Here is a 20976-nt window from a genome sequence, read left to right on the forward strand (position 1 = left end):
CGAACCCGGAATCTCGAGATTCCGGGTCTGGTCCTTCGGACCATCCCGGAATGACCGTAAGATATAGCCTCAATCGAGCGTGCGGCGGAAGCGGGTCACGGCGATCGTCATTGCCACCAGCATCAGTACAATGAGTGCAATCGTGTCGTATTGCAGGTTGGAAGGAGCCGCGCCCTTCAGCATGATGGCGCGGACGATGCGGATGTAATGGGTCAGCGGCAGTCCCTCGCCGAGATACTGCGCCCACACCGGCATGCCCGCGAACGGAAACATGAATCCGGATAACAGAATGCTCGGCAGGAAAAACATCATCGACATCTGCATCGCCTGCAACTGGTTCTGCACGATGGTGGAGAAGGTATAGCCGATCGACAGATTGGTGGTGATGAACAGCGTCGTCAGCGCCGCCAGCAGCGCCACGCTGCCGAGGATCGGCACCCCAAACAGCAAGGTCCCGATGCCGACGATCAGCGACGCCTGGATGAAGCCGACGATCACGTAGGGAATGATCTTTCCGAACATCACCTCCACCGGCCTGATCGGCATCGACAACAGGCTCTCCATGGTGCCGCGCTCGATCTCGCGCGTCACCGACAGCGCGGTGAAGATCAGCATGGTCATGGTCAGGATGGTACCGACAAGGCCCGGCACGATGTTGAGCCGAGATTCCGCTGCCGGGTTGTAACGGGCATGTGCCCTGATCTCGAACGGCATCGCGGGCGGATCGCCGATGTGAAGGTCGTGCGCGAGCGCGGTCTGCACCACTGCACCGAGCGTGCCCAGCGCAGAGCCGGCCGCGACCGGATCGGTCGCATCAGCCGCGACAAGCAGCGCCGGACGGTCGCCGCGCCGCACCGCGCGTTCGAAGCCGCGCGGGATCTCGACCCCGAACAGCACCTTGCCGGACTGCAGGAGATCGTCGAACTCGGCGACGCTGTGTACTTCGCGAGTGAAGCGGAAATACTTGGTATTCTCCAGCGCCTTCAGCACCGAGCGCGCCAGATCGCTATCCTCCTGGATCAGCACCGCCGTCGGCAGATGGCGCGGCGTCGTGTTGATCGCATAGCCGAACAGCAACAACTGCATGACCGGGATCATCACGATCATCGCGAACGAGACCCGGTCGCGGCGGAGCTGGATGAATTCCTTGACCAGCATCGCATAGCTGCGCCGCCAGAAGCCGAAAGCAGGTTCCGGCACGCCGCGATTTTGGCCGGCAGCATCGGTTGCACTCATTGGAAATTGTCCTTTGAGCGGTTCATGAGATCGATGAACACGTCTTCCAGCGACGGCTCGCTGTCCTCCCAGCGCCATCCCCTCTTATCACGATAAGGCGCGATGGTTGTCTCCAGCGCGGACTTGTCGCGCCCCGAGACGTGCAGGCTGGTGCCGAACGGCGCCACCATGTCGATGCCGGGCTTGCCGGCAAGCTCGGCCGCAAGCCCGTTGAGGTCGTCGCCGGAAACCGTGTAGGTCGACAACGCCGATTTCGCGATCACTTCGTCCACCGTGCCGTGCGCCAAGAGGTGGCCATAGGCGATATAGGCGATCTCGTGACAGCGCTCGGCCTCGTCCATGTAATGGGTCGAGACCAGCACCGTCAGCCCTTCGGCGGCCAGCGCATGGATCTCGTTCCAGAAATCGCGCCGCGCCTTGGGATCGACGCCGGCCGTCGGTTCGTCCAATAGCAGCAGTTGCGGATTGGGCAGCGTGCAGGCGCCGAGCGCCAGGCGCTGCTTCCAGCCGCCGGAGAGTTCGCCGGCAAGCTGCTCCTCGCGGCCGCTCAGGCCGATCCGTCGGATCATGTCACGTGCAGCGCCCCGCGCGTCACGCATGCCGTAAAGCCGCGCGACGAATTCGAGGTTCTCGCGCACCGAGAGATCCTGATACAGGCTGAAGCGCTGCGTCATGTAGCCAACCAGGCGCTTGATCTTGTCGGCGTCGCGGCGGATGTCGTAGCCGAGGCAGGTGCCCTCGCCGGCATCCGGCGTCAATAGCCCACAGAGCATGCGGATGGTGGTGGTCTTGCCGGAGCCGTTCGGCCCGAGAAAGCCGTAGATCGAGCCGCGCCTCACCTGCATCGAGAGGTCATGCACGACCTCGCGGCCGCCGAACGATTTTGATAGACCCGCGACATTGATGGCGACGTCGGGGCCTGATGCAGGCACTGTATTCATCGCTTGTCCGCCACCGGCGTCCGGGGATTAAGGAACACGCTGATCGGCTGGCCGACACGCAAGACGTCGGGCCGGCTCGGCCGTGCCTGGATCAGGTAGACCAGCTTGTTGCGTTCATCGAGGCTGTAGATGACCGGCGGGGTGTATTCCGCCGTCGTCGCGATGAAGTAGATTTTTGCGGTGAGATCGGGCGCGCAATTGTCGCAGGTCACCCTCACCTCGTCGCCGATCGCGAGCTTCGGCAGTTCTGTCTCCGGCACGAAGAAGCGAATCTTCATGTTGCCGGGCGGCATGATCGACAGCACGGGCCGCTGCGCCGGCACCATTTCGCCTTCGCGGAAATAGATCTGCTGGACGGTACCGGCGACCGGCGCAAAGCCGCTCCGCCGCGCGAGGCGAGTCTGCGAAGTATTGACGCGAGCTTCCGCGACGCGCAACGCCGAGGTTGCCGAATCGAGGTTGGCCTGCGTGCCGGAGCCGGTCTTGCTCAGCGACGCCGCGCGGTCATAGGTCTGCTGCGCATTGGCGAGCGTCGCCTTGTTTTGATTGAGGTCGGCCTGCTGCAAATCGTCGTCAACGGTATAGAGCTGCATGCCGGGTTTCACCTCGTCGCCTTCGCGCACGTTGAGTTTGGTGACGCGACCGGATTCGTCGGGGCTGACAAAGATCATGTCAGCCTCGACCCAGCCCTGGAAGCCCGGATCCCTGCGCTCTTTGCAGCCTGAGAGCACGACGGCGAGCGCCAGCGCAGCCAGGGTCGCTATCGTTCGCGACGAAGTCATGCCGTCCTCCGTTCGCCAAAAATCAGATCGAGATGCACCCGAAACATTTCGAGGGCATCCAGTGGCGCATGTCTGCTGAAAAGGCTCTGCCAAATCACGGCGATGAGCGCGGGCGCCACCATGATTTGCGGAAACCGCGCCAGGTCCTTGTGTTGAATTTCGCCGCGCGCGATGCCGAGTTCGATCAGCGCGCGCATGCCCGCGAGGCCTCGCGACACCACTTCGCGGTAATAGAAGTCGGCTACTTCTGGAAATCGCGGGCCTTCGGCAACGATCAGCCGCACAAGGTCACCGCGCCGCGTGGTCGCCACCTCCTCGATGAAGGTCTTGGCAAAGCCCTCCACCATGTCGCGCACCGATGCTCCGGGCTGCGGAGGCGTCGCCCAGAGGCGAGTGACGAGCGGCACGATGGCGGTCCGGATCAATTCCTCGAACATCGATTCCTTGTCCTTGAAGTGCAGATAGATCGTGCCCTTCGCGACGCCGGCGCGCTTGGCGATGTCGTCGAGCCGCGTCGCCGCAAAGCCGCGCGCGATGAATTCGTCCATCGCCGCCGCGATGATGGCCCCGCGCCGCTCGGCAGCGCGCTCGGCGCGGTTGGAGGCCGGCCTGGGCTTCGAGGAGGCCGGTGCCCTCGCCCCGGCCCGGCGAAGGGCCGGCTTCGGGGTGGATTTCCTGGCGCCTTTGGTGGCTTCATTTGTCATGTTCTATTTATGACTGACTGGTCAGTCATTGTCAATTTCGAACGGAGCCGAGGCTTTCACATGGACGTGACCGAAGGCCGCGAAATACCGGCGCAAGGATTTTGCGTGTCATCAAGGAAGCATCACATCCCGCATATGTGGGATATCCGCTAAGGCCGCGGCCCTTCCCCGCATCATTGCGAGCCAACGGGTCGCGACGACGGTGGCTACAGTTTCGCGTTCTCGCGACGCGAATTGCGCGCGAGGTTTGTCTAACCTTTTCCCTCAAAACGAGAGGGTGCAGGGAATGCCGGGTGCTTGCTGCACCCGCGGTCTCGTGTGCATAAGCGCTAAGAGATGCGCACACGAGCATACAGGTACAGCCGGAGCACTCCGGCATTCCCTGCGCAATGGTTTGACGGCTTATGCCGTGCTCTCCCTGGAGACGAATTCCTCTTGCCTCCATCACTGCCGGCTTGATGGCGAGATCGATCCGGTTGGATCAAATTCGCCACCGGCAGCTTGGCACCAGCCACGGGTGTCAGGACCACACGGTTTTGCCGTACGCAACGAGCGTCGTTCATCTTGCGTGCCGTGAGCCGCTCACGAGTTTGATCTCGCCCTGCAACCACTTTGCGCGCCGACGTCCTCGCGTCCACCGCATCCCGCCTCGCGTTCGTGACGATCGCGATACGCCCCTCTTGCCGAGACGGGACGGCGGGAAATAGCCACTGATTTGGGGTGAAAGGGAAGCTGATTATTTTTGCGAGCGAGACTGGACGACCCAAATCAGATTGGAATCGTTCAGCAAATTAGATTTTTGGCGCAACGCGATTACCGACTTGGACGCGGAGATCGGCGTCGATGCTGCAGGCACTCTCGGCCGTGGCCACCTGCGGCGCCTTGGCCGTGACGTCACGACCTGCCGAAGCGAAAGATTCGAGCGAGTTGCCACCTCCCAAGCGGGCACTGACCGACCGCAATGAGCCGGCAACTCGGTGTTCAAGTCCTTTGGGAACGGACGACCTTCGGAGTTCGAGAGTATGTTAAACTTGGGCACTGCATGATCGCGATTGCGTCGAAGTGACAGGAGGCGACCGATGCCGATTTCCCACATCGAAACGCTTAGAACCATGCTTCGCGAGGAGAAGGGAGTTCTCTTGCCGGGCGCGCCGAACGCACTCGCGGCTCGAATTGTCGCCGATCTCGGTTTCAAAGCGGTTTACCTGACTGGTGCCGGACTCACCAATATGCACCTAGGCTTGCCGGACCTGGGATTCATGGACCTGACCCAGGCTACCGAGCACGTCATCGCCATCCGCGGCGTGATTGATCTTCCATTGATAGTCGATGCGGACACCGGCTTTGGCAATGCGATCAATGTCACGCACACCGTGCGCGGCTTGGAACAGGCAGGCGCCAGCGCCATTCAGATCGAGGACCAACACGCGCCAAAGCGCTGCGGACATTTCAGCGGCAAGGAGTTGATATCGGCGGAGGAGATGATTGGCAAGATAAACGCCGCAGTCGACACGCGACGGCAAAATCTGATCATCATCGCTCGAACTGATGCGTGCGCCGTCGACGGGTTTGAGGCGGCCATCGAGCGGGCGAGCCGTTACATCGAGGCAGGTGCGGACGTGACCTTTGTCGAAGCGCCGGAAACGTTTGAAGACCTCAAGGCTATTCCCTCCCGGTTGAAGGCGCCTCAACTGCTCAACATGGTGCTTGGAGGCAAGACTCCCATCGTTGACGAAGGGACGGCCGCGGAGATTGGTTTCAGCCTTGTCCTATACGCCAACGCAGCCTTACAGGGAGCCGTGCATGGCATGCAGATGACGCTGTCTTCCCTGAAGAAGGAAGGCGTTCTCGCTGAAGACGCCGTGACTTCTTTCGCCGAACGTCAAAGGCTCGTAGGTAAGCCGGCCTTTGACGCCCTGGAAGCGCGTTACGCAGCAACGTTCACAGCGCCGAGCTAGGACAATTTGGCTGGCTATCGCCAGCAATTCCGACTCTCCCGATCGCCCTCACCCCTTGCGCATTTTGCTGAGCAGATAGTTGTCGTAGTAGTTTTCCGCGATCTGCGTATAGAACAGCACTTCCTTCATGTAGGCGTCGTGGCTCTCCTTGGTCTTCTTGAACAACGGACTCTTCTCGGCGATTTCGTTCAGATGGTCCTGCGTGGCCTTGTAGCAGGCCTCCAAGACCGGCTGCGGAAACGCGCGCAACTCCGCTCCATTGGCGACAAGCCGCTTCAACGAAGCAGGATTGACGCTGTCATATTTTTCGATCATCCACGCGCCGGCTGCCGAAGCGGCCTGGTTGAGGATCGCCTGGTATGGCTTGGGAAGCGCATTCCACTTCTCCTCGTTCACGGCCATGTGCAGCATGGCCCCGCCTTCCCACCAGCCGGGAAAATAGTAGTACTTCGCCACCTTGTAGAAGCCGAGCTTCTCATCGTCATAGGGACCGACGAACTCCGCGGCATCGATCGTTCCTCGCTCGAGTGCCGGATATACGTCACCGCCCGCGATCTGCTGCGGCACGACGCCAAGCCTTGCGAGCACATGGCCGCCCATGCCTGCGATGCGGAATTTAAGGCCTTTGAGATCGTCGACCGTCTTGATCTCCTTGCGGAACCAGCCGCCCATTTGCGTGCCGGAATTGCCGCACAGAATCGCGTGCGCCTTGAAAGGCTTCAGCGCCTCGTTGCAGAGATCAGCGCCGCCGCCGAACGTCCACCAGGAATGCTGATGGCGATGGTTCATGCCGAAGGGCGCGCCCGTCGCATAGGTTAGCGCCGGCTCCTTGCCGATGTAGAAATAGAGCGGCGTCTGCGCGATCTCGACGGTCGAAGAGCTCACCGCATCAAGCGCCTGCAGGCCGGGCACGATCTCGCCTGCCGCAAAGGTTTGAATCTGAAACTTGTTGTCGGTGGCATCAGCCACGTATTTCGCGAAAGTCTGCGCCGTGCCGAAGATGGTTTCGAGCGACTTCGGAAAGCTCGAGGTCAAACGCCACTTGATCTCGGGCGCTGCCTGCGCAATCGCAGGTGCCGCAACCAGCGTCGTCGCGCCGACCACGGCGCCGCCTTTGAGGAACGTACGGCGTTTCATGATGTGCTTACTCCCTTAAAGGAAAGTCGATTGGCGTGGGGCGAAGCGCCTTCCGCGTCCGTTTGATCTCATCATAACGGACTTCGAGGCATGCGTGAAAGCACAACCTCGCGCGGTCAGGCGAATTGTCGCTTGAACCGCCTCAATCGGACCAGCATTATTGATCCCAGGGGTGCCGTCTCCAGAGCGCCCTCTTCTGGGAGGTTACCGATGAAAGCATTCACATTGGGTGCGGCGATCGCGCTTTCGTTTTCCGCTGCTGCCTACGCGCAAGCGCCGACCTGGACCGTTCCGTCCGAAAGCCAACGCTGTCCGTCGAAATGGGGCGCGGCCGACGAGCGCGGTTCGGCCAATCACCAGAAGCCCGCGGCCGTGATGAACGCGGCGAAGCTGATCAAGACCGGCGAGGTGATCGAGCTGGCGCACGTGCTCGGTCCGAGCATGGCGTTCTTCGGAACGCGGCGCTTCGACATGCATACCAAGCGCACGTTCATGAACCAGTTCTCCAACATGCGTGGCTCGAACGAAGAGATCATCATTACCGAGCTTGGCCAGGTCGGCACGCAGTTCGACGGCTTTGCGCACCAGACCCATCTCAATAGCTGGTACAATTGCCAGAAGGTAGACGAGAACTCAGATCGCACCGGATTCAAGAAGTTCGGAATCCATAATGTGGGCACGCTGTTCACGCGCGGCGTCCTGATCGATGTCGCGGGCTTCAAGGGCGTCGACATGCTGGGCGACAATTACGAAATCACCGTGGAAGATCTCGAGGGCGCCCTGAAGAAGCAAAACCTGACGCTGCAACCCGGCGACGCGGTGATCATCCACACCGGCTGGGGCAAGCTCTACGGCAAGGACAACCCGCGCTACGTGAAATCCTGCCCGGGCATCGGCGTGCCGGCCGCGCTCTGGCTTGCCGCAAAGGACCCGATGCTGCTCGGCGCCGACAACTGGCCGGTCGAAGTCGCGCCCAACCCCGACAAGCAACTGTCGCTTCCGGTGCACCAGATCGCGCTCGTGGTGAACGGCATCCATCTGTTGGAGAATCTCAAGCTCGACGAGCTCGTGCAAAAGGGCGTCGGAGAATTCGCCTTCGTGATGCAGCCGCTCAAAATTCAGGGCGGCTCCGGCTCCACGGTGTCGCCGATCGCGGTGAGGTAACGAGCAGCGAACAAGTAGCCCGCACGAGCAACGCCATATGCGGGGCCGGCCGCCCCCCATGCCGCTGAGCCTGTCATCGCCGCGCGAGCGCAATTGCGCTCGTCGCGTGGCGCGCATTCGCGCGACCCGTTGGCTCATGCGGGCTACGCTTGCTACTCCTCGGTCGGGCCCGGAAGGAGACGGCGAAGGCGCTGGGCTTCGTGCCACGCCGCAAGACCCTCCTTCCCAAGGCGAGCGAGCCTGGTTGTCAACTGCACGAGGATGAGTGTGATCATGGCTGCCGCCCCGCTTTAGCAAGCAGACGCCCGGCCTGATGCTCGGCGTCGTCAGTCGGTTTGAACCCGCGGGCGGCAAGGTACTGCGCAACGACACGGTCAGCCCGCCGCTGACGGGCTTCGATTTGAACGCGCAACAATCGGGTGAAAAATGAGGGCTTCCCGGTCGGGGCAGAAAACCAGGCCCCAGTGGTGAGTACGTTCGCCATGGATGGCTCCTTTATCGGAGTTGTCCCTGGGCGATTTTCCTTCCCTAGTACGAGAGATAGGTACTCGTACCAACAAATGCGAGACCAAATACCTCGCACTCATGCATCAATTTGCACCTCGCCGCGCAAAATGCCCGGCGCAATCACATGGCTGTAATATCAAATACGCATGTCCGCCGACCCAAGCGAATCATCTGATCTGCGAGATCACTGGGCGGAGCGTGAGCAGCGAGCGCTCACTTCGCAAACGGATTCACCCAGCCTCCCCGGCCCGCTGGCGCGCGCGGCGGATAGGCCGTCTCGAGATAGCTTAAGACCTTTTCGCGGTCCTTGTCGTCGAGCGGCGGCATGTTGTGGCGGCGGATCATCAGGTTGATCGAATCCTCCCACTGCGCACGCGTCATGCCCTGCTGCGCCACTAGGCGGAAACCGTGGCAGGCAGTGCAGGCGTAGAAGGTCTCGTCGCGGCCGGGACCTGCCGGAAACTCCTCCGGACTTTCCTCGCGTGGCGCAAAGCTTGTCTGCGCCGTGGCCGGCATGATCCAGAGCGCGCCGGCCATCGCGAACCACACCAAGCGCTGCATCATCCGACCAGCACAGCGATGCGGTGCATGGCGTTGCCGCCATAGCCTTGCGGATTCCAGAAGCCGGCCTGATGCGGCTGCATCGCGCCTTTGGAATCGGTGGCGCGCGCCCAGATCTCGAAATAGCCGTCACTCGGCAGTTTCAAGGTCGCGGTCCAGCGCTGCCAATCATACTTGTTCTTCGGTTTCTCAAGCGTGGCCCGCTGCCAGCTCGCGCCGAAATCGGTCGAGATATCCACCTGCTTGACGGTGAGATCGCCGGCCCAGGAGGCGCCCCGCAGCTTCAGCTCCTTGGTGCCGGCCGCGAACTTGGCGCCGTTCGCAGGATTGGTGATGATCGAGCGCACCGGCATCGATTCCAGAATGCGGAAGTTTGCCGGATCGGCCTTGCCGCCGGGCACCATCGGCTTGATGGGAGTGCGATAGGAAAATTCGGTCATGCCGGGGCCGTCATGCTCGCGGTCGCGGATGGTGATGCGCGTCAGCCATTTCTGCGAGGCCGAGCCTGACCAGCCCGGCACGATCAGGCGTACCGGCCCGCCATGGATGTTCGGCAGCGGCTTGCCGTTCATGCCCCACACGATCATCGTGTTCGGATCCATTGCCTTCTCCAACCGCACACCGCGCGAGATGGTCGGCTTATTGGCGTCGCCCGACAGATGAAGATCGGCCGCATAGTGTGCGGTGTATTTTGCGGATGGCTTCAGGCCCGCTTTCTTGAGCAGATCGGCGAGCGGCACGCCGGTCCATTCGGCGCAGCCGGCGCCGCCATTGGTCCACTGGTTGCCGCGCGCCGGCGGTGAGAACTGTGAGCGGCCGTTGCCGCCGCATTCCAGCACCATGCGCCGCGTCACGGCCTTGTATTTCGATTTCAACTCGCCGAGCGTGATCTCTATCCTGTTGTTGACCTCGCCATCGATGGTGATCTTCCAGGCGTCCGGATCCTTCGTCTCCTCGGGGATCTGCCCGTTGTTGCGGATGTAGAATTTCTCGATCGGCGTGGTGTCGTCGTCGAGCAGGCTTTCGGGCGTCTCGGCGACCAGCGGCTTTTCGCCGAGCACGACGAGGCCTTCGTGCTTACCAGGATATTTCAGGTATTGCGGTCCCTTGGCCGGAGGGGGCGCGGCGGGAGCGGCCTGCGCATGGGCTTGAGGGATTCCGCCGCCGTTGCGTGAGAGCGGCATGGCGCCTCCAAGGACGGCGCCGATCGCAGCGAGTCCTGAACTTCCCAATAATCTGCGCCGGCTCGTACTAAAATTGTTGCCATTGGGCGCATCGCGCCCGGACTCCCGTGCCATGATATCCTCCCTCATTGCCCTATGCCGGGCTTTTTGGCCGCAGTTCCCTTCGGGGAAACCCGGCTGGCGGGAGTATTCGCGTTTTGCTGCCTTGCCGCAAGACGGCCTGGAGCAGCCGCCGCGCGCGATTCTGCGCTTCGAGGCGTCCGGCATTGGCGTCAATTTGTCGCTCGACAGGGCCCACAAACCTTGCGAGATTCGCAAAATGCGACCGCCGCACAAGAAAGGCGGGACATGCTTGTCGTCAGACTCTTGTCATTAGACTTGCATTGCTCGCAACTTCTGTACTGGCAGCAATCATCATCACAGGTCGCTGAGGGGCAGTATCGTCGTCTATCGAGGCATCGCCCGATAGCCGCCAAGTCAAAGTTGGAAACAGCGGAGACCTGCCATGACTAGTATCGAAGAAGCTCCGGGCAAGCTCGTTCTGAAAGCGGGCTCGACCACGCTTACGTTCGACAAGGATGCCGGCAAGGCGATACTGCAGAAGAAAATGCTGCTGTGGAACAAGAAGCCTGTCGAGTTCCCGCTCTCCGAAATCGACGATATCGCGGTGAAGTCCGAGGTGGACGGTCTTTCAGGCGCACCAATCCACCACAGCGTCATGCACAGGCGCAATGGCGAGATCACCGTCCTGACAACCGAGGAAGCCCAGGACGCCGCCGAGACGGTCAAGAAGCTGCGCGGATTTGTCGGACTGCAGAGCTGAGGCGCAGGACGGTTGCTGCTCGGTGTCCGCTCTTGTGCGGACACGACGGCGCGTTGTTTGACGGCACCATTTCTTTCGTTGGGACAAGCTGACATTGTCACCGCTCCCGATGGGTGTCCGCCGGCGAAGCAACCCGCAGTCGGAACGATGTCCGTTCGTCGGGGCTTGTAGCGGCGAGACCGATTGCCCGCCTCTTAGGCTCACACGGTCACATCCAAGGAGCAACAACATGACCCTACACATCCCCGAGGAACCTTCTACCAAGTTGATCGACCGGAATCTCTTCGCGATCGTGGGCAACACGATGCCGCCTCGAGATCCTGAGGAAGACGATGAAGACGAAGAGGACGAAGAGGAAGAGGACGAAGAAGAGGGCGCAGACGAAGCCCCTGTCGTACGCGAGCCGGACGAAGACTAAGCCAGATGCTTTGGCATAGCCTGCGTTTCGGAAACAGTTGGCGCGCTGGCCACTGGGATGCGCATCAAGCGAACGCCCGCCGACCACTCTGAACTGATCGGTCGACTGCTCTAGATATGAAACTTCAGCCTGTCGACGATCTTGCCGACCACCTTGCGCTCCGCACGCATCGCGAGGCCGACCAGATTGAGCTCGGCACGGATCACGCCTTTAACTCCTCAAAGCCCCCGGGGTGAGCGATGCGTGATGTGGCCCCGCTCTCTTATTGCTGAGGCATGTCAGCGGTGCTGACACGAGATGCTGCTCCAAGCGTCGCGCCTCGTGACCTTCGTAGTGACACGTCCGGAAATAGGGCGTACTCATGTGTTGCACTGATCACGGCCTCAGCCGTCTTAGGCGTAAGCCCGCAAATGACACCGGGAACGACGACCGGTTCGTCGAACAAGCAGAAGCGGTGCTTTGGCATAGCTCAAATATCGTCTGATCAGCGCCGAGCAAGGCGCAGGATTCCAATCGCGAAATCGCGCAAGGCTGCGATAAACAAACTCAAGGGGGCGTTCTCAAAGAGGAGAATTGCCATGAAATTTCGCGCAACATTGCTTTTTGCGGTCGCACTTGGCGGCGTTTCCGCCGTAGCTGCCCCTGCCAGAATTGCTGCGGCTGAGCCTGACAGCCAGATCACCATCCTCTACGACGCTTTCGGCAGCGATGCCGCGATGAAGAAGGATTGGGGCTTCTCCGCGCTCGTGGAAATCTCCGGCAAGCGAATCCTGTTCGACACGGGCAACGATCCAGACATCTTCGCGACCAACATCAAGGCAAAGGGCGTTGACCTCACTAGCATCGATTTCGTGGTTCTGTCACATCGCCACTCCGATCACATGGCTGGCTTGAACCATGTTCTGAGCGTGAATCCGACGGTGAAGATCTATGCACCTAGGGAAGCATTCGGAATCTATGGCTCGTCGCTGCCATCGAGCTTCTACCGAAAGGACGAATCCTTGCCGCTCGGGATGCGCTACTACGACGGCAAGCCGCCGGAAGTCATGAAGTTTGGCACCGCGTGGCAGGGAGCCAACATCGAGCTGATCGACAAGACAACGGAAATCGCCCCGGGCATTACGTTGCTCGCACTTGTGTCCGACATCCCCGGCACGAGGGAACTCAAGGAGTTGTCCCTGGCCATCAACACCTCGGACGGCATTGTGCTCGTGGTCGGCTGCGCGCACCCTGGGATCGAAAAGATCGTCGAGGCGGCAACAGCGATCAATCCCAGAATTCGCTTGATCACCGGCGGCTTCCACCTCGTCGTCGCATCGGACGAGATCATTGCCAAGGCCGTGGCAGCGCTCAAGGAAACGTTCAAGGTAGAGAACATCGCTCCGGGCCACTGCACCGGTGAGCCGACATTTGCAGCGTTGAAGCAGGCCTACGGCGATCGATATCTTTATGCGGGTGTTGGCAGCTCGCTGCCGTTAGCGCCAGGCACGGGCTCTGTTGGGCGCCGTGGCGAGGGACCGGTGCTCCAGAAAGATGATCTGGCCACCTATCGGAAGCTGGCCCGCCGCGAAGACCCCTTCGGTATCCTTCGGGCGCGGCAACCACGATGAGGCATTCGAACCTATGAAGCCAGCCACCTGAGCAACGACCAAATGGACATGGCGGCCCCGGACATATCGCACTGCGCTAGCTGTGAGACCTTAGCCCGTCGACGATCTTGTCGATCACCTTGCGCTCGGCGCGCATCGCAAGCCCGACGAGATTGGTGTAGTCCGCGTTGTCAGGCATCAAGCCCGCCGGGATGAACCGGCGGGCTCTGCTGTGTTCGGATTGATGTATTTCAGCCTATGCTGCGCTTTTTGCAGGCGACGCAGCTCCTGTCACGCCGATCTGGTTCAGCAATGTGAGCATGTCGAAATAGTGCGTCGCGCTCCTGACCTTTCCACCTTCTACCTGGAAGATTTCGCAAGCTGGCACTTCGATCGGCTTGTTCGATGCCGCAATGGCACCGGTCGGCGTCTGCAGCGGCCCGGTGTGAACGCCCTTCCATACGAGTTCCAAGACGACGCTATCGTTGCTGACAAACTCGCGGATGAATGTCCCCTTTGAGTCGGGGAATGCCTGGGCCCAACCCTCGAGCGCTTCGATGATCTGACCCGAGCCCTCCAAGCGACGGCTCGTTGCCTTTTCGTCATACACGGCGTCGGCAGCCAACAAGCCTCTCATCTCGTTCCAGTTCTTGTTGTTGTATGCGGTAACGGTGGCTTTTGCGATTTCAATGACGTCCGCCATAGCTGATCCTCCAACTGGCGCCAAAGACACGCGGCGCCACAAGCAAACCATGCTCGCTCTTGGCGCGGCGGTCGGGCGCAGGGCACCGCTCCCAGCCGCTCACTTTGTCTTGTGCGTGGCGAGAAAGGTTCAAGTCCTTGCATTCGGCGCGCCCAAGACAGAGGTGGTAGCCAATAAAATAAATCCGCTCGCACGGCACGCTGGTAACTGCGTACTCAAATGGGTGTCGCTGCCGCGTGCAATTCGCACCACCGGCTCCGTGCACGCCGATTGGCATTGAGTTCAGCGCGCGCATCGGTAAGGGGCAACCGATTGCTCTCGCATCGTTCGGAACGCCGCGGCTGGTGGCATCATGCGTAATCTTGATTATCGTGGGGCGGGGCGCAGTTCATCAGAAGCCGCGCCCGGCGCAGGCCAGACGCATTCCTATTCTCAGCGTGCGTCGACCCTGTAAGCCACAACAGTGCCCTCCATCATCATCGGGATCACGACGATCCCATCCGGTCCGATCCCGAGGTCGGCGCTCCCCTTGGCGAGCGGAAGAAGGCGCGTCGCTGTGCCATTGCTCGCGATGCGGAATAGCCCGCCGGTCATCCAATCGGTGGCAAGATAGCCGCCCTTGCCATCGGGTTCGACGCCGTCGAGATTACCGACTGGTGTCGAGCTACCCAGATCGGACACTTTCTTCGTCGCGAGATCGACCACCTTCATGCGGCCGGGCACCTTCGTTGAGAAGTCAGGCGCCATCTTGCCCCACGACGCAACCACAAGCCGGCCGTCCTCGACGAGGAGCCCATTCGGATTTTCGAGCGCGTCATCCTGCATCAGGAGAGACAGCTTGCCGCCGTCGAGCACCCAAATGCTGTTTGACACCATATCGGAAGCGTAGATCCGTCCGCTCTTGTCAGCCGCGAGGTCGTTCAAGAACTTGGATCCGGGTGCCTCGAACCGGTTCAGGACTTCGCCCTTGGCGAGGTCGATTTCCGCAATCCGGTCCACATCTGCGACGTACAGCTTGCCACCGGCAAGGGCCAGCCCGGTCGGACTGTCTAGTCCCTTGATCCACTCGATTGTTACGACCTTTCCATCCGGCCCGAGTTTTGAAACGAAGCCGTTGCCATCCTTTTTCATCGGATCGCCGTTAACGTTCGACACATAGACGGCCCCCGCAGCGCGGTCGAATACCGCCGATTCGGGGTTCTTGAAGCCACTCGCCTCCCACAGCTTCTGAGGTTCCGCGGCGCTGGCGCTGAAGGTAAGAACAGCTAACATTAATGCGGAGAGCTGAGGTGTCCTCATGGTAGCCTCCTCGTGCTGCCCCGACGAACGAACAAGCCTGTCACGGCAAGCGTTCCTCGGCTTTTCTCTTAAATTGCAGCGCCGGGTTAGACGGGCAGATCAGCGTCTTGCGATGAGCTCGACTGTTGGCGCGGCGATCACTGCACCCACGATGGTGCGGTGCGACGATTGACTTACCAAGTCAACTCAGCGGTTAGCGCGTAGGCTGCTTTGAGGTCACCCTTCAACGAGGCCGCCATGGCACAATGCCCGGCCGCCAGCTCAGGCTTGCTCGAAACGCCTAGCTGTGAAACTTCAGCCCGTCGACGATCTTGTCGACCACCTTGCGCTCGGCACGGACAGCGATCCCGACCAGATTGAACTCGGCGCGGAAAGCCGCAGGCAGTTTCGCCCCCTGCCCTTGCCGTCACTGATCAGCTCAGCGGATTCCGAAAGTCTGCTTTCATCACATAGTTTTCGTAGGCCTGATCGGCGATCACAAAATCCGTGGAGCCGATACTGGTAAAGCCATGCCGGAGATAGAAGTCGACGGCTCGGCGGTTTTGGGCCTCAACTGTCAGCCAGGCGTTTTCGCCGCCCATGCGCCTGCAGTGGTCCAGGGCACGACACAACAGCGCGCAGCCCCTTCCGCCCGACTGGTGCCTCGGCTGAACATACAGGGTCGTGATTTCCAGCGGCGAGCACTCGGCCAGCGCGGGCGCGGCCGTCGAACAGACCGTCACGAAACCATCAATTCCGGTCCGGTTCTCCGATACCCAGATCGCAAGATCGGGGTCGCCAATCGCGTTACGAAACTTTTGCGCCGTGAATTCCGCAAGGACATAGTCCGCGAATACCGGGCTGACGCCGTCGCGGAGATAGGTGTTCACCCAAACTTCGATACCCACGGCGGCCAAACTGGACGCGTCTCGTTCTTCAGCCTTCCTGATCATGCCCGCTCACATCCTTCCCCAATGCCTTCAAGGCGTCCGCGGGCCGCTTTGAATTTATCGACGCCGCCGCACTAGCTGTGAAACTTCAGCCCGTCGACGATCTTGTCGATCACCTTGCGCTCGGCGCGCATCGCGAGGCCGACGAGGTTGAGCTCTGCGCGGATCACGCCCTTAACCACCTCGCGGTTGGCGGCGTCATGCGTGGTCTTGAACATGTCCTCGGTATAGACCGCGGGCGTGACGTTACGGGCGAGCGCCCGTTCGAGCGCGCGGGACAGTGCCGGACGATCGGCGCCGTAGATCAGGATTGGCTGGCCGATCAGCGAAAGATATCTGGTGCCTGAGCCGTCGCCGTAGGGCTCGCCGATACATTCAGGAAACGCCGCGGCAATGCCGCCGGCGAGGAAGCATGCGACGTTGAGCTTCTGCCAGGCTTCGAGATCGGTCCGGATCACGACCGCGATCTTGGTGGCGAATTGCATGATGTCTCCGCTGTGACGACGTCATTCCGGGCGATGCGAAGCGTCGAGCCCGGAATCCATCAGGCCACACGTTCCATGGTGAAAATGGATTCCGGGCTCGCGCTAACGCACCCCCCGGAATGACAATAGCAAAATAATCACCCCTTGGCGTCGCAGGCCCAGGCGCGGATCACGCATTCCCTGCCGCCGAATTCGTAGCACTTCTTTGTCGCGGCGTTGAGCGAGCTTGAAATCTTGGGTTTCACGGCATAGCCGTGGGGACCGCAGGGATTGGTCATGTCGACGGCGAACGCGGCGCAGGCGCGTTTCATGGTGATCGCGGTGCAGGTGCCCTCGCACTGCTTCAGCGCCGCGGTGCGCGCGTCGGCCTCGGCGGCATAATCATAGGCCTTGCCGTAAGCGCCGCACTTGCCGATCGCGACTGCGCCGGCCGCCCATGCCTTGGTGATATAGCTCGAGACGGCCAGTATCAGTGTCAATCCAACGACAAACAGCGCGCGGCGCTGTGCCGCGACAGTCGAAACGATCAAAATCCCCTCCCCCGAGGTAACGAATGGAATCTAAGCCGGAGGGAGTTTCCACTTGGTGAACGGGGGGTTGTAGGGTGGGCAAAGCGCAGCGTGCCCACCATGCATCGGCGAAACGGGAGAGATGGTGGGCACGGCGCAAGTGCGCCTTTGCCCACCCTACGATCTCCGCGCCGCCTCCAGCGCCTGCGGCGTGTCGATATCGAGGAATGCGCTGTTTCCCTCGACCGGCACTTCGGCCACGGCCTCGGTGTGCTTGGCGATCAGGTGACGGGCGCCGACGTCGCCTTCCAGCGTCATCAATTCCTTGAAGAAGCGGCGCGACCACAGCACGGGATTGCCGCGGCGGCCGTCGCTGACGGGGACGGCGATCAGGTGGCCGCGATCCGGCGCGAAGGTCTCGATCAAGCGGTCGATCAACTGCGCATCAATCAGCGGCATATCGCCGAGGCAGACGACGGCACCGTCGGCGCTGTCGGGCACCGCTGATATGCCGGCCTTCACCGATGAAGCCAGTCCGCCGGCGAAATCCGGGTTGCGGACGAATTTTACATTGAGGCCTGCCAGTGCCTGCTCGACCAATTCGGCCTGGTGGCCGGTAACGACGATCACATCCGTTGCCTTCGAGGCCAGCGCCTGCTCGGCGACGATGCGCACCAGCTTCTTACCGTCGATTTCGGCTAGCAGCTTGTTGGGGCCACCCATGCGGGTCGAGCGGCCGGCCGCAAGCACGATGGCTGTGACGTTGCGGTTGGCCTCGGTATCGGCAACCGTGCGCGGCTGCGGCCTTGTCACGATTTCCATCAGCAGGCCGCCGACGCCGAGGCCGGTGATTTCAGCGCGCGTGACCTTCAGCCCAGCGAGAAGCCGCATCAGCACCCAGTCAAAGCCGTTTTCGACCGGCGAACGTGCGCAGCCCGGAGCGCCCAGCACCGGCACGCCGCCGGCGCTGCCGATCAGAAGCAGATTGCCGGGATCGACCGGCATGCCGAAATGCTCGATGGCGCCGCCGATTTCGCTGATTGCGGCCGGAATCACGTCGCGGCGGTCGGCGATGGCGGAGGCGCCGAACACGATCACCAGTTCAGCGCCGAGGCCGAGCAATTCCTTGATCGAGGAAGCCAGCGCCGCCTCGTCATGCGGCACGCGCCGTTCGGCGATGATGCTGGCACCGGCCGGCGCCAGCCGCTCCGCCGTCACGCGCAGGGTCTTGTCGATGACTTTTGGCGAGAGCCCTGGCAGTAGCGTTGAGATCACGCCGACCCGCTTGATGACATAGGGCGCAATCCGCAGCACGTCGCGGCCTGCGGCGGCCACGGCCGCGTCGCGCAACTTCGCTTCGACGCCGAACGGAATCAGTTTTACCGTTGCGATCATCTCGCCCTCGACCACCGGCTTGAAGGCTGCGAGCGTCGCAAAGGTAATGGCTTCGTCGACGCCGTTGATGCGGTCGACCGCGGCGCGGTCAATCACCAAGACGCCGGCCTGTGCTGCGAACAGATTGGCGCGGCCGGTAAAGGCGCGCTCGACATTGACGCCCTCGCCCGCAACCGCCTGCGCGATGCTGGCGGCGGCTTCGTCTTCGGAGACGTCGCCCTCCTCCAGCCGCACCACGACGATTTCCTTGATGCCAGCCTTGTCGAGCGCCTCGACTTCGGCAGGCCCGATCGTGGTGCCTTTCTTCAGCACCAGCGAACCCTGTCGCAGCGTGTGGACGGTGACGCCGCCAATCGCATCGGCCGGACTGGCGGGACCGAACTTCATGCCGCCTGCACCTTCGCGGTTTCTTTCGGCAGCCGCAGCTCGGCGGTGATCTCGGCCATGATCGCGACCGCGATCTCCGAGGGCGACACCGCGCCGATCGAAAGACCGATCGGCGCATGGATGCGCGCGATGTCGGCGTCGGATGCGCCCTGCGCCTTCAACCGCTCGGCGCGCTTGGCATGGGTCTTTCGCGAGCCGAGCGCGCCGATATAGAAGCAGTCGCGTTCGAACGCGTGCAGCAGCGCCGGGTCGTCGATCTTCGGATCATGGGTCAGCGCGACGAATGCGGTGTAGTGATCGATGTTGAGCGGCGGCAGCGCCACATCGGGCCATTCCGCGATCAGCGGCACATCGGGAAAGCGCTCGGGGCTTGCAAACGCGGTGCGCGGATCCACCACCGTCACGTCGTAGTCAAGCGAGCGGGCGAGCGGCGCCAGCGCCTGGCTGATATGGACTGCGCCGACAATGACAAGCCGGGCGGTCGGCGCATAAACGTTGAGGAACAGCTTCTTGCCGCCGGACTCGACCATGCCGCTCTTGCCCATGCGGAGCTGTTTTGAAAGCTCGGCGCTCAAGGGATCTGTCGCGATGTCCCTCGCCTTCACCAGCCGCTGATCGCCATTGGCGACGTCGGTGACCACGATGACCGGGCGGCGCGCGGCGCGCTCGGCATTGACCTGTGTGAGGGTTTCCAGCTTCACGATTGGCCAACCTTCTCGACGAAGACGCGGATGGTGCCGCCGCAGGACAGGCCGACATTCCAGGCGGTCTCGTCGGCGACGCCGAACTCCAGCATTTTTGGCTTGCCACTGGCAATCACGTCGAGCGCCTCGGTGACGACGGCGCCTTCGACGCAGCCGCCGGAAACCGAGCCCAGAAACGTGCCGTCATCGTTGATGACGAGGCTGGAGCCGGCCGGCCTCGGCGCCGAGCCCCAGGTCTCGACCACAGTCGCCAGCGCCACGCCGTGACCGGCCTTCTGCCAGTTTTCGGCGGCCTGCAGAATGTCTTCATCGCGATTGAGCATGGGATGCCCTTTCAAGCTGCTGAGCGGATGCGGCTCATGTGGTGCGGCGGAGGCGGCGCCGAAAGCGCCCCGATCAGCCCTTCCATCGAGGTCAAGTTATGCACCGGGCGGAATTCGTCAACGTGCGGCAGCATCATTTTGATGCCCTGCGCCTTGGCCTCGAAAGCACTGTAGCGCAGCAACGGGTTGAGCCAGATCAGGCGGCGGCAGGACCGGTGCAGCCGGTCCATCTCGAAGGCGAGCTTGGCATCCGCCTCGCGCTCCAGCCCGTCGGAGATCAAGAGCACGATGGCGCCCTGCCCGAGCACGCGGCGCCCCCACAATTTGTTGAAGGAGTGCAGCGAGGTGGCGATGCGGGTGCCGCCGGCCCAGTCTTCCACCGAAGACGAACAGCTCGCCAAGGCTTCGTCGGGATCGCGCGCCCGCAACGCCCGCGTCACGTTGGTGAGCCGCGTGCCGAACAGGAACACCGACACGCGCTTGCGCGCGTCGGTGATGGCATGGAGGAAATGCAGGAACAGGCGGGTATATTCGCTCATGGAGCCGGAGATATCGAGCAGCGCCACGATCGGCGCCGGCTTTTCGATCCGGCCGAGCTTTCGGATATCGATGATCTCGCCACCGGTGCGGAGACTGCTGCGCAAGGTTCGGCGCATGTCGAGCCGCAGGCCTTTTGCATCGGGCTGGTAGCGGCGGGTGCGCAGCTCGGCCTGCGGAAGCTTCATATTGGCAATGGCGCGGGTCACTTCCGCGATCTCCGCCGCGCTCATCTGGGCAAAGTCCTTCTTCTGCAGGATCTCCTTGTCGGAGACCGACAGCCGCAGTTCCTGTTCCTGGACTTGCGGTACCTCATCGCGCGCCGAGGGCTGCGCCAACGCCTCCTGCACGCGGCGCGAGGCCGGCGGCGGCTTCTTTTTGGCGTGATCGGGCAACGGCACTGAATCCAGCATGTGCTTCCAGTCTTCGGCGGCGCGGAAGAACAGATCGAAGGCCTGCGCGAAGATCAGCATATGCTCGTGGCGCTTGACGAAGATCGCTTCCAGCGTGGCGTAGACATCGGCGCGGTTGCCGATCTCGATCGCCTGCAGCGCGTCGAGAGCGTCGATCACCGCACCAGGACCCACGGGAATGCCGGCAGCGCGCAGCGCGCGGCCGAAGCCGACGACATTGTCGGCCATGTGGCCGGTCGGGGGATTGAGGTGGTCGATGGTGGTCATGATCAACCCGGTTTCCACTCT

At 61.9% G+C, this 20976-nt stretch carries 21 protein-coding genes and 3 pseudogenes; 5 read left to right on the forward strand and 19 right to left on the reverse strand.

Annotated elements, in window-relative coordinates; genetic code table 11:
- Positions 1 to 69 precede the first annotated feature (69 nt).
- Genes KJQ96_RS05950 through KJQ96_RS05965 form a run of 4 tightly spaced genes read right to left on the reverse strand, consistent with a single transcriptional unit; the run spans position 70 to position 3663 of the window.
- Entirely contained in the window at positions 70 to 1236 is a 1167-nt protein-coding gene (locus KJQ96_RS05950) for an ABC transporter permease (RefSeq protein ID WP_213285751.1), read from the reverse strand.
- Complete coding sequence (locus tag KJQ96_RS05955) at positions 1233 to 2177, reverse strand: ABC transporter ATP-binding protein (protein ID WP_213285752.1); 945 nt, start codon at positions 2175 to 2177, stop codon at positions 1233 to 1235. Before KJQ96_RS05955 ends, KJQ96_RS05950 begins: the two co-directional genes overlap by 4 nt.
- Entirely contained in the window at positions 2174 to 2959 is a 786-nt protein-coding gene (locus KJQ96_RS05960; protein ID WP_213285753.1) for an HlyD family secretion protein, read from the reverse strand. Before KJQ96_RS05960 ends, KJQ96_RS05955 begins: the two co-directional genes overlap by 4 nt.
- Positions 2956 to 3663, reverse strand: a complete 708-nt coding sequence (locus KJQ96_RS05965; protein ID WP_213285754.1) for a TetR/AcrR family transcriptional regulator — start codon at positions 3661 to 3663, stop codon at positions 2956 to 2958. Before KJQ96_RS05965 ends, KJQ96_RS05960 begins: the two co-directional genes overlap by 4 nt.
- Positions 3664 to 4742: 1079 nt before the next feature.
- Between KJQ96_RS05965 and KJQ96_RS05970 the strand changes: the two genes are divergently transcribed.
- Positions 4743 to 5621: an oxaloacetate decarboxylase gene (locus KJQ96_RS05970; RefSeq protein ID WP_213285755.1), complete on the forward strand. Its 879-nt coding sequence runs from the start codon at positions 4743 to 4745 to the stop codon at positions 5619 to 5621.
- 48 nt (positions 5622 to 5669) lie between these two features.
- On the opposite strand, the gene KJQ96_RS05975 is transcribed toward KJQ96_RS05970, so the two are convergent.
- Complete coding sequence (locus tag KJQ96_RS05975; RefSeq protein WP_213285756.1) at positions 5670 to 6758, reverse strand: TRAP transporter substrate-binding protein; 1089 nt, start codon at positions 6756 to 6758, stop codon at positions 5670 to 5672.
- A 210-nt stretch (positions 6759 to 6968) separates the two neighbouring features.
- Here KJQ96_RS05975 and KJQ96_RS05980 point away from each other — a divergent pair, with 210 nt between their 5' ends.
- On the forward strand, positions 6969 to 7922 hold the full coding sequence (locus KJQ96_RS05980; protein ID WP_213285757.1) for a cyclase family protein: 954 nt from the start codon (positions 6969 to 6971) through the stop codon (positions 7920 to 7922).
- 720 nt (positions 7923 to 8642) lie between these two features.
- Here KJQ96_RS05980 and KJQ96_RS05985 read toward each other — a convergent pair.
- On the reverse strand, positions 8643 to 8993 hold the full coding sequence (locus KJQ96_RS05985) for a hypothetical protein (protein ID WP_213285758.1): 351 nt from the start codon (positions 8991 to 8993) through the stop codon (positions 8643 to 8645).
- Positions 8990 to 10174 carry a sulfite oxidase gene (locus KJQ96_RS05990; RefSeq protein ID WP_249733772.1) on the reverse strand — a complete coding sequence of 395 codons (1185 nt, stop codon included), beginning with the start codon at positions 10172 to 10174 and terminating at the stop codon, positions 8990 to 8992. The genes KJQ96_RS05985 and KJQ96_RS05990 overlap by 4 nt, the downstream gene beginning before the upstream one ends.
- 505 nt (positions 10175 to 10679) lie before the next feature.
- On the opposite strand from KJQ96_RS05990, the gene KJQ96_RS05995 reads away from it, so the two are divergent.
- Both KJQ96_RS05995 and KJQ96_RS06000 read left to right on the forward strand, forming a co-directional pair.
- The gene (locus KJQ96_RS05995; RefSeq protein WP_213285760.1) at positions 10680 to 10997 is read left to right on the forward strand and encodes a hypothetical protein; all 318 of its coding nucleotides are present in this window, start codon (positions 10680 to 10682) and stop codon (positions 10995 to 10997) included.
- A 229-nt stretch (positions 10998 to 11226) separates the two neighbouring features.
- Positions 11227 to 11415: a hypothetical protein gene (locus KJQ96_RS06000; RefSeq protein ID WP_213285761.1), complete on the forward strand. Its 189-nt coding sequence runs from the start codon at positions 11227 to 11229 to the stop codon at positions 11413 to 11415.
- A 110-nt stretch (positions 11416 to 11525) separates the two neighbouring features.
- Here KJQ96_RS06000 and KJQ96_RS06005 read toward each other — a convergent pair.
- Positions 11526 to 11630 (reverse strand): annotated as a pseudogene (locus KJQ96_RS06005) (DUF2000 domain-containing protein); the annotation flags it as partial.
- A 363-nt stretch (positions 11631 to 11993) separates the two neighbouring features.
- On the opposite strand from KJQ96_RS06005, the gene KJQ96_RS06010 reads away from it, so the two are divergent.
- Positions 11994 to 13025: an MBL fold metallo-hydrolase gene (locus KJQ96_RS06010; RefSeq protein WP_213285866.1), complete on the forward strand. Its 1032-nt coding sequence runs from the start codon at positions 11994 to 11996 to the stop codon at positions 13023 to 13025.
- Between the two features lie 76 nt (positions 13026 to 13101).
- Here KJQ96_RS06010 and KJQ96_RS41945 read toward each other — a convergent pair.
- The 11 genes and pseudogenes from KJQ96_RS41945 to KJQ96_RS06060 all read right to left on the reverse strand — a co-directional run.
- Positions 13102 to 13179, reverse strand: a pseudogene (locus KJQ96_RS41945) (DUF2000 domain-containing protein); the annotation flags it as partial.
- Between the two features lie 81 nt (positions 13180 to 13260).
- Positions 13261 to 13707, reverse strand: coding sequence for an ester cyclase (locus KJQ96_RS06015; RefSeq protein WP_213285762.1), 447 nt, complete (start codon positions 13705 to 13707; stop codon positions 13261 to 13263).
- Between the two features lie 432 nt (positions 13708 to 14139).
- On the reverse strand, positions 14140 to 15006 hold the full coding sequence (locus KJQ96_RS06020; protein ID WP_213285763.1) for an SMP-30/gluconolactonase/LRE family protein: 867 nt from the start codon (positions 15004 to 15006) through the stop codon (positions 14140 to 14142).
- Between the two features lie 280 nt (positions 15007 to 15286).
- A pseudogene (locus tag KJQ96_RS06025) lies at positions 15287 to 15385 on the reverse strand (DUF2000 domain-containing protein); the annotation flags it as partial.
- Positions 15386 to 15419: 34 nt separating this feature from the next.
- Positions 15420 to 15938, reverse strand: coding sequence for an N-acetyltransferase (locus KJQ96_RS06030; RefSeq protein ID WP_213285764.1), 519 nt, complete (start codon positions 15936 to 15938; stop codon positions 15420 to 15422).
- Between the two features lie 71 nt (positions 15939 to 16009).
- Positions 16010 to 16420 carry a DUF2000 family protein gene (locus KJQ96_RS06035; RefSeq protein WP_213285765.1) on the reverse strand — a complete coding sequence of 137 codons (411 nt, stop codon included), beginning with the start codon at positions 16418 to 16420 and terminating at the stop codon, positions 16010 to 16012.
- A 137-nt stretch (positions 16421 to 16557) separates the two neighbouring features.
- The gene (locus tag KJQ96_RS06040; protein ID WP_213285867.1) at positions 16558 to 16947 is read right to left on the reverse strand and encodes a DUF4189 domain-containing protein; all 390 of its coding nucleotides are present in this window, start codon (positions 16945 to 16947) and stop codon (positions 16558 to 16560) included.
- A gap of 159 nt (positions 16948 to 17106) precedes the next feature.
- The gene (locus KJQ96_RS06045; RefSeq protein ID WP_213285766.1) at positions 17107 to 18711 is read right to left on the reverse strand and encodes an NTP transferase domain-containing protein; all 1605 of its coding nucleotides are present in this window, start codon (positions 18709 to 18711) and stop codon (positions 17107 to 17109) included.
- Positions 18708 to 19412 (reverse strand): XdhC family protein, encoded by a 705-nt coding sequence (locus KJQ96_RS06050; protein WP_213285767.1) that lies wholly within the window; start codon positions 19410 to 19412, stop codon positions 18708 to 18710. The genes KJQ96_RS06045 and KJQ96_RS06050 overlap by 4 nt, the downstream gene beginning before the upstream one ends.
- Entirely contained in the window at positions 19409 to 19738 is a 330-nt protein-coding gene (locus KJQ96_RS06055) for an XdhC family protein (protein WP_025589337.1), read from the reverse strand. The genes KJQ96_RS06050 and KJQ96_RS06055 overlap by 4 nt, the downstream gene beginning before the upstream one ends.
- Positions 19739 to 19749: 11 nt before the next feature.
- Positions 19750 to 20955 carry a VWA domain-containing protein gene (locus tag KJQ96_RS06060; protein ID WP_213285768.1) on the reverse strand — a complete coding sequence of 402 codons (1206 nt, stop codon included), beginning with the start codon at positions 20953 to 20955 and terminating at the stop codon, positions 19750 to 19752.
- Between the last annotated feature and the right edge of the window lie 21 nt (positions 20956 to 20976).

This window comes from Bradyrhizobium sp. sGM-13 (assembly GCF_018398875.1).
Taxonomy (GTDB): domain Bacteria; phylum Pseudomonadota; class Alphaproteobacteria; order Rhizobiales; family Xanthobacteraceae; genus Bradyrhizobium.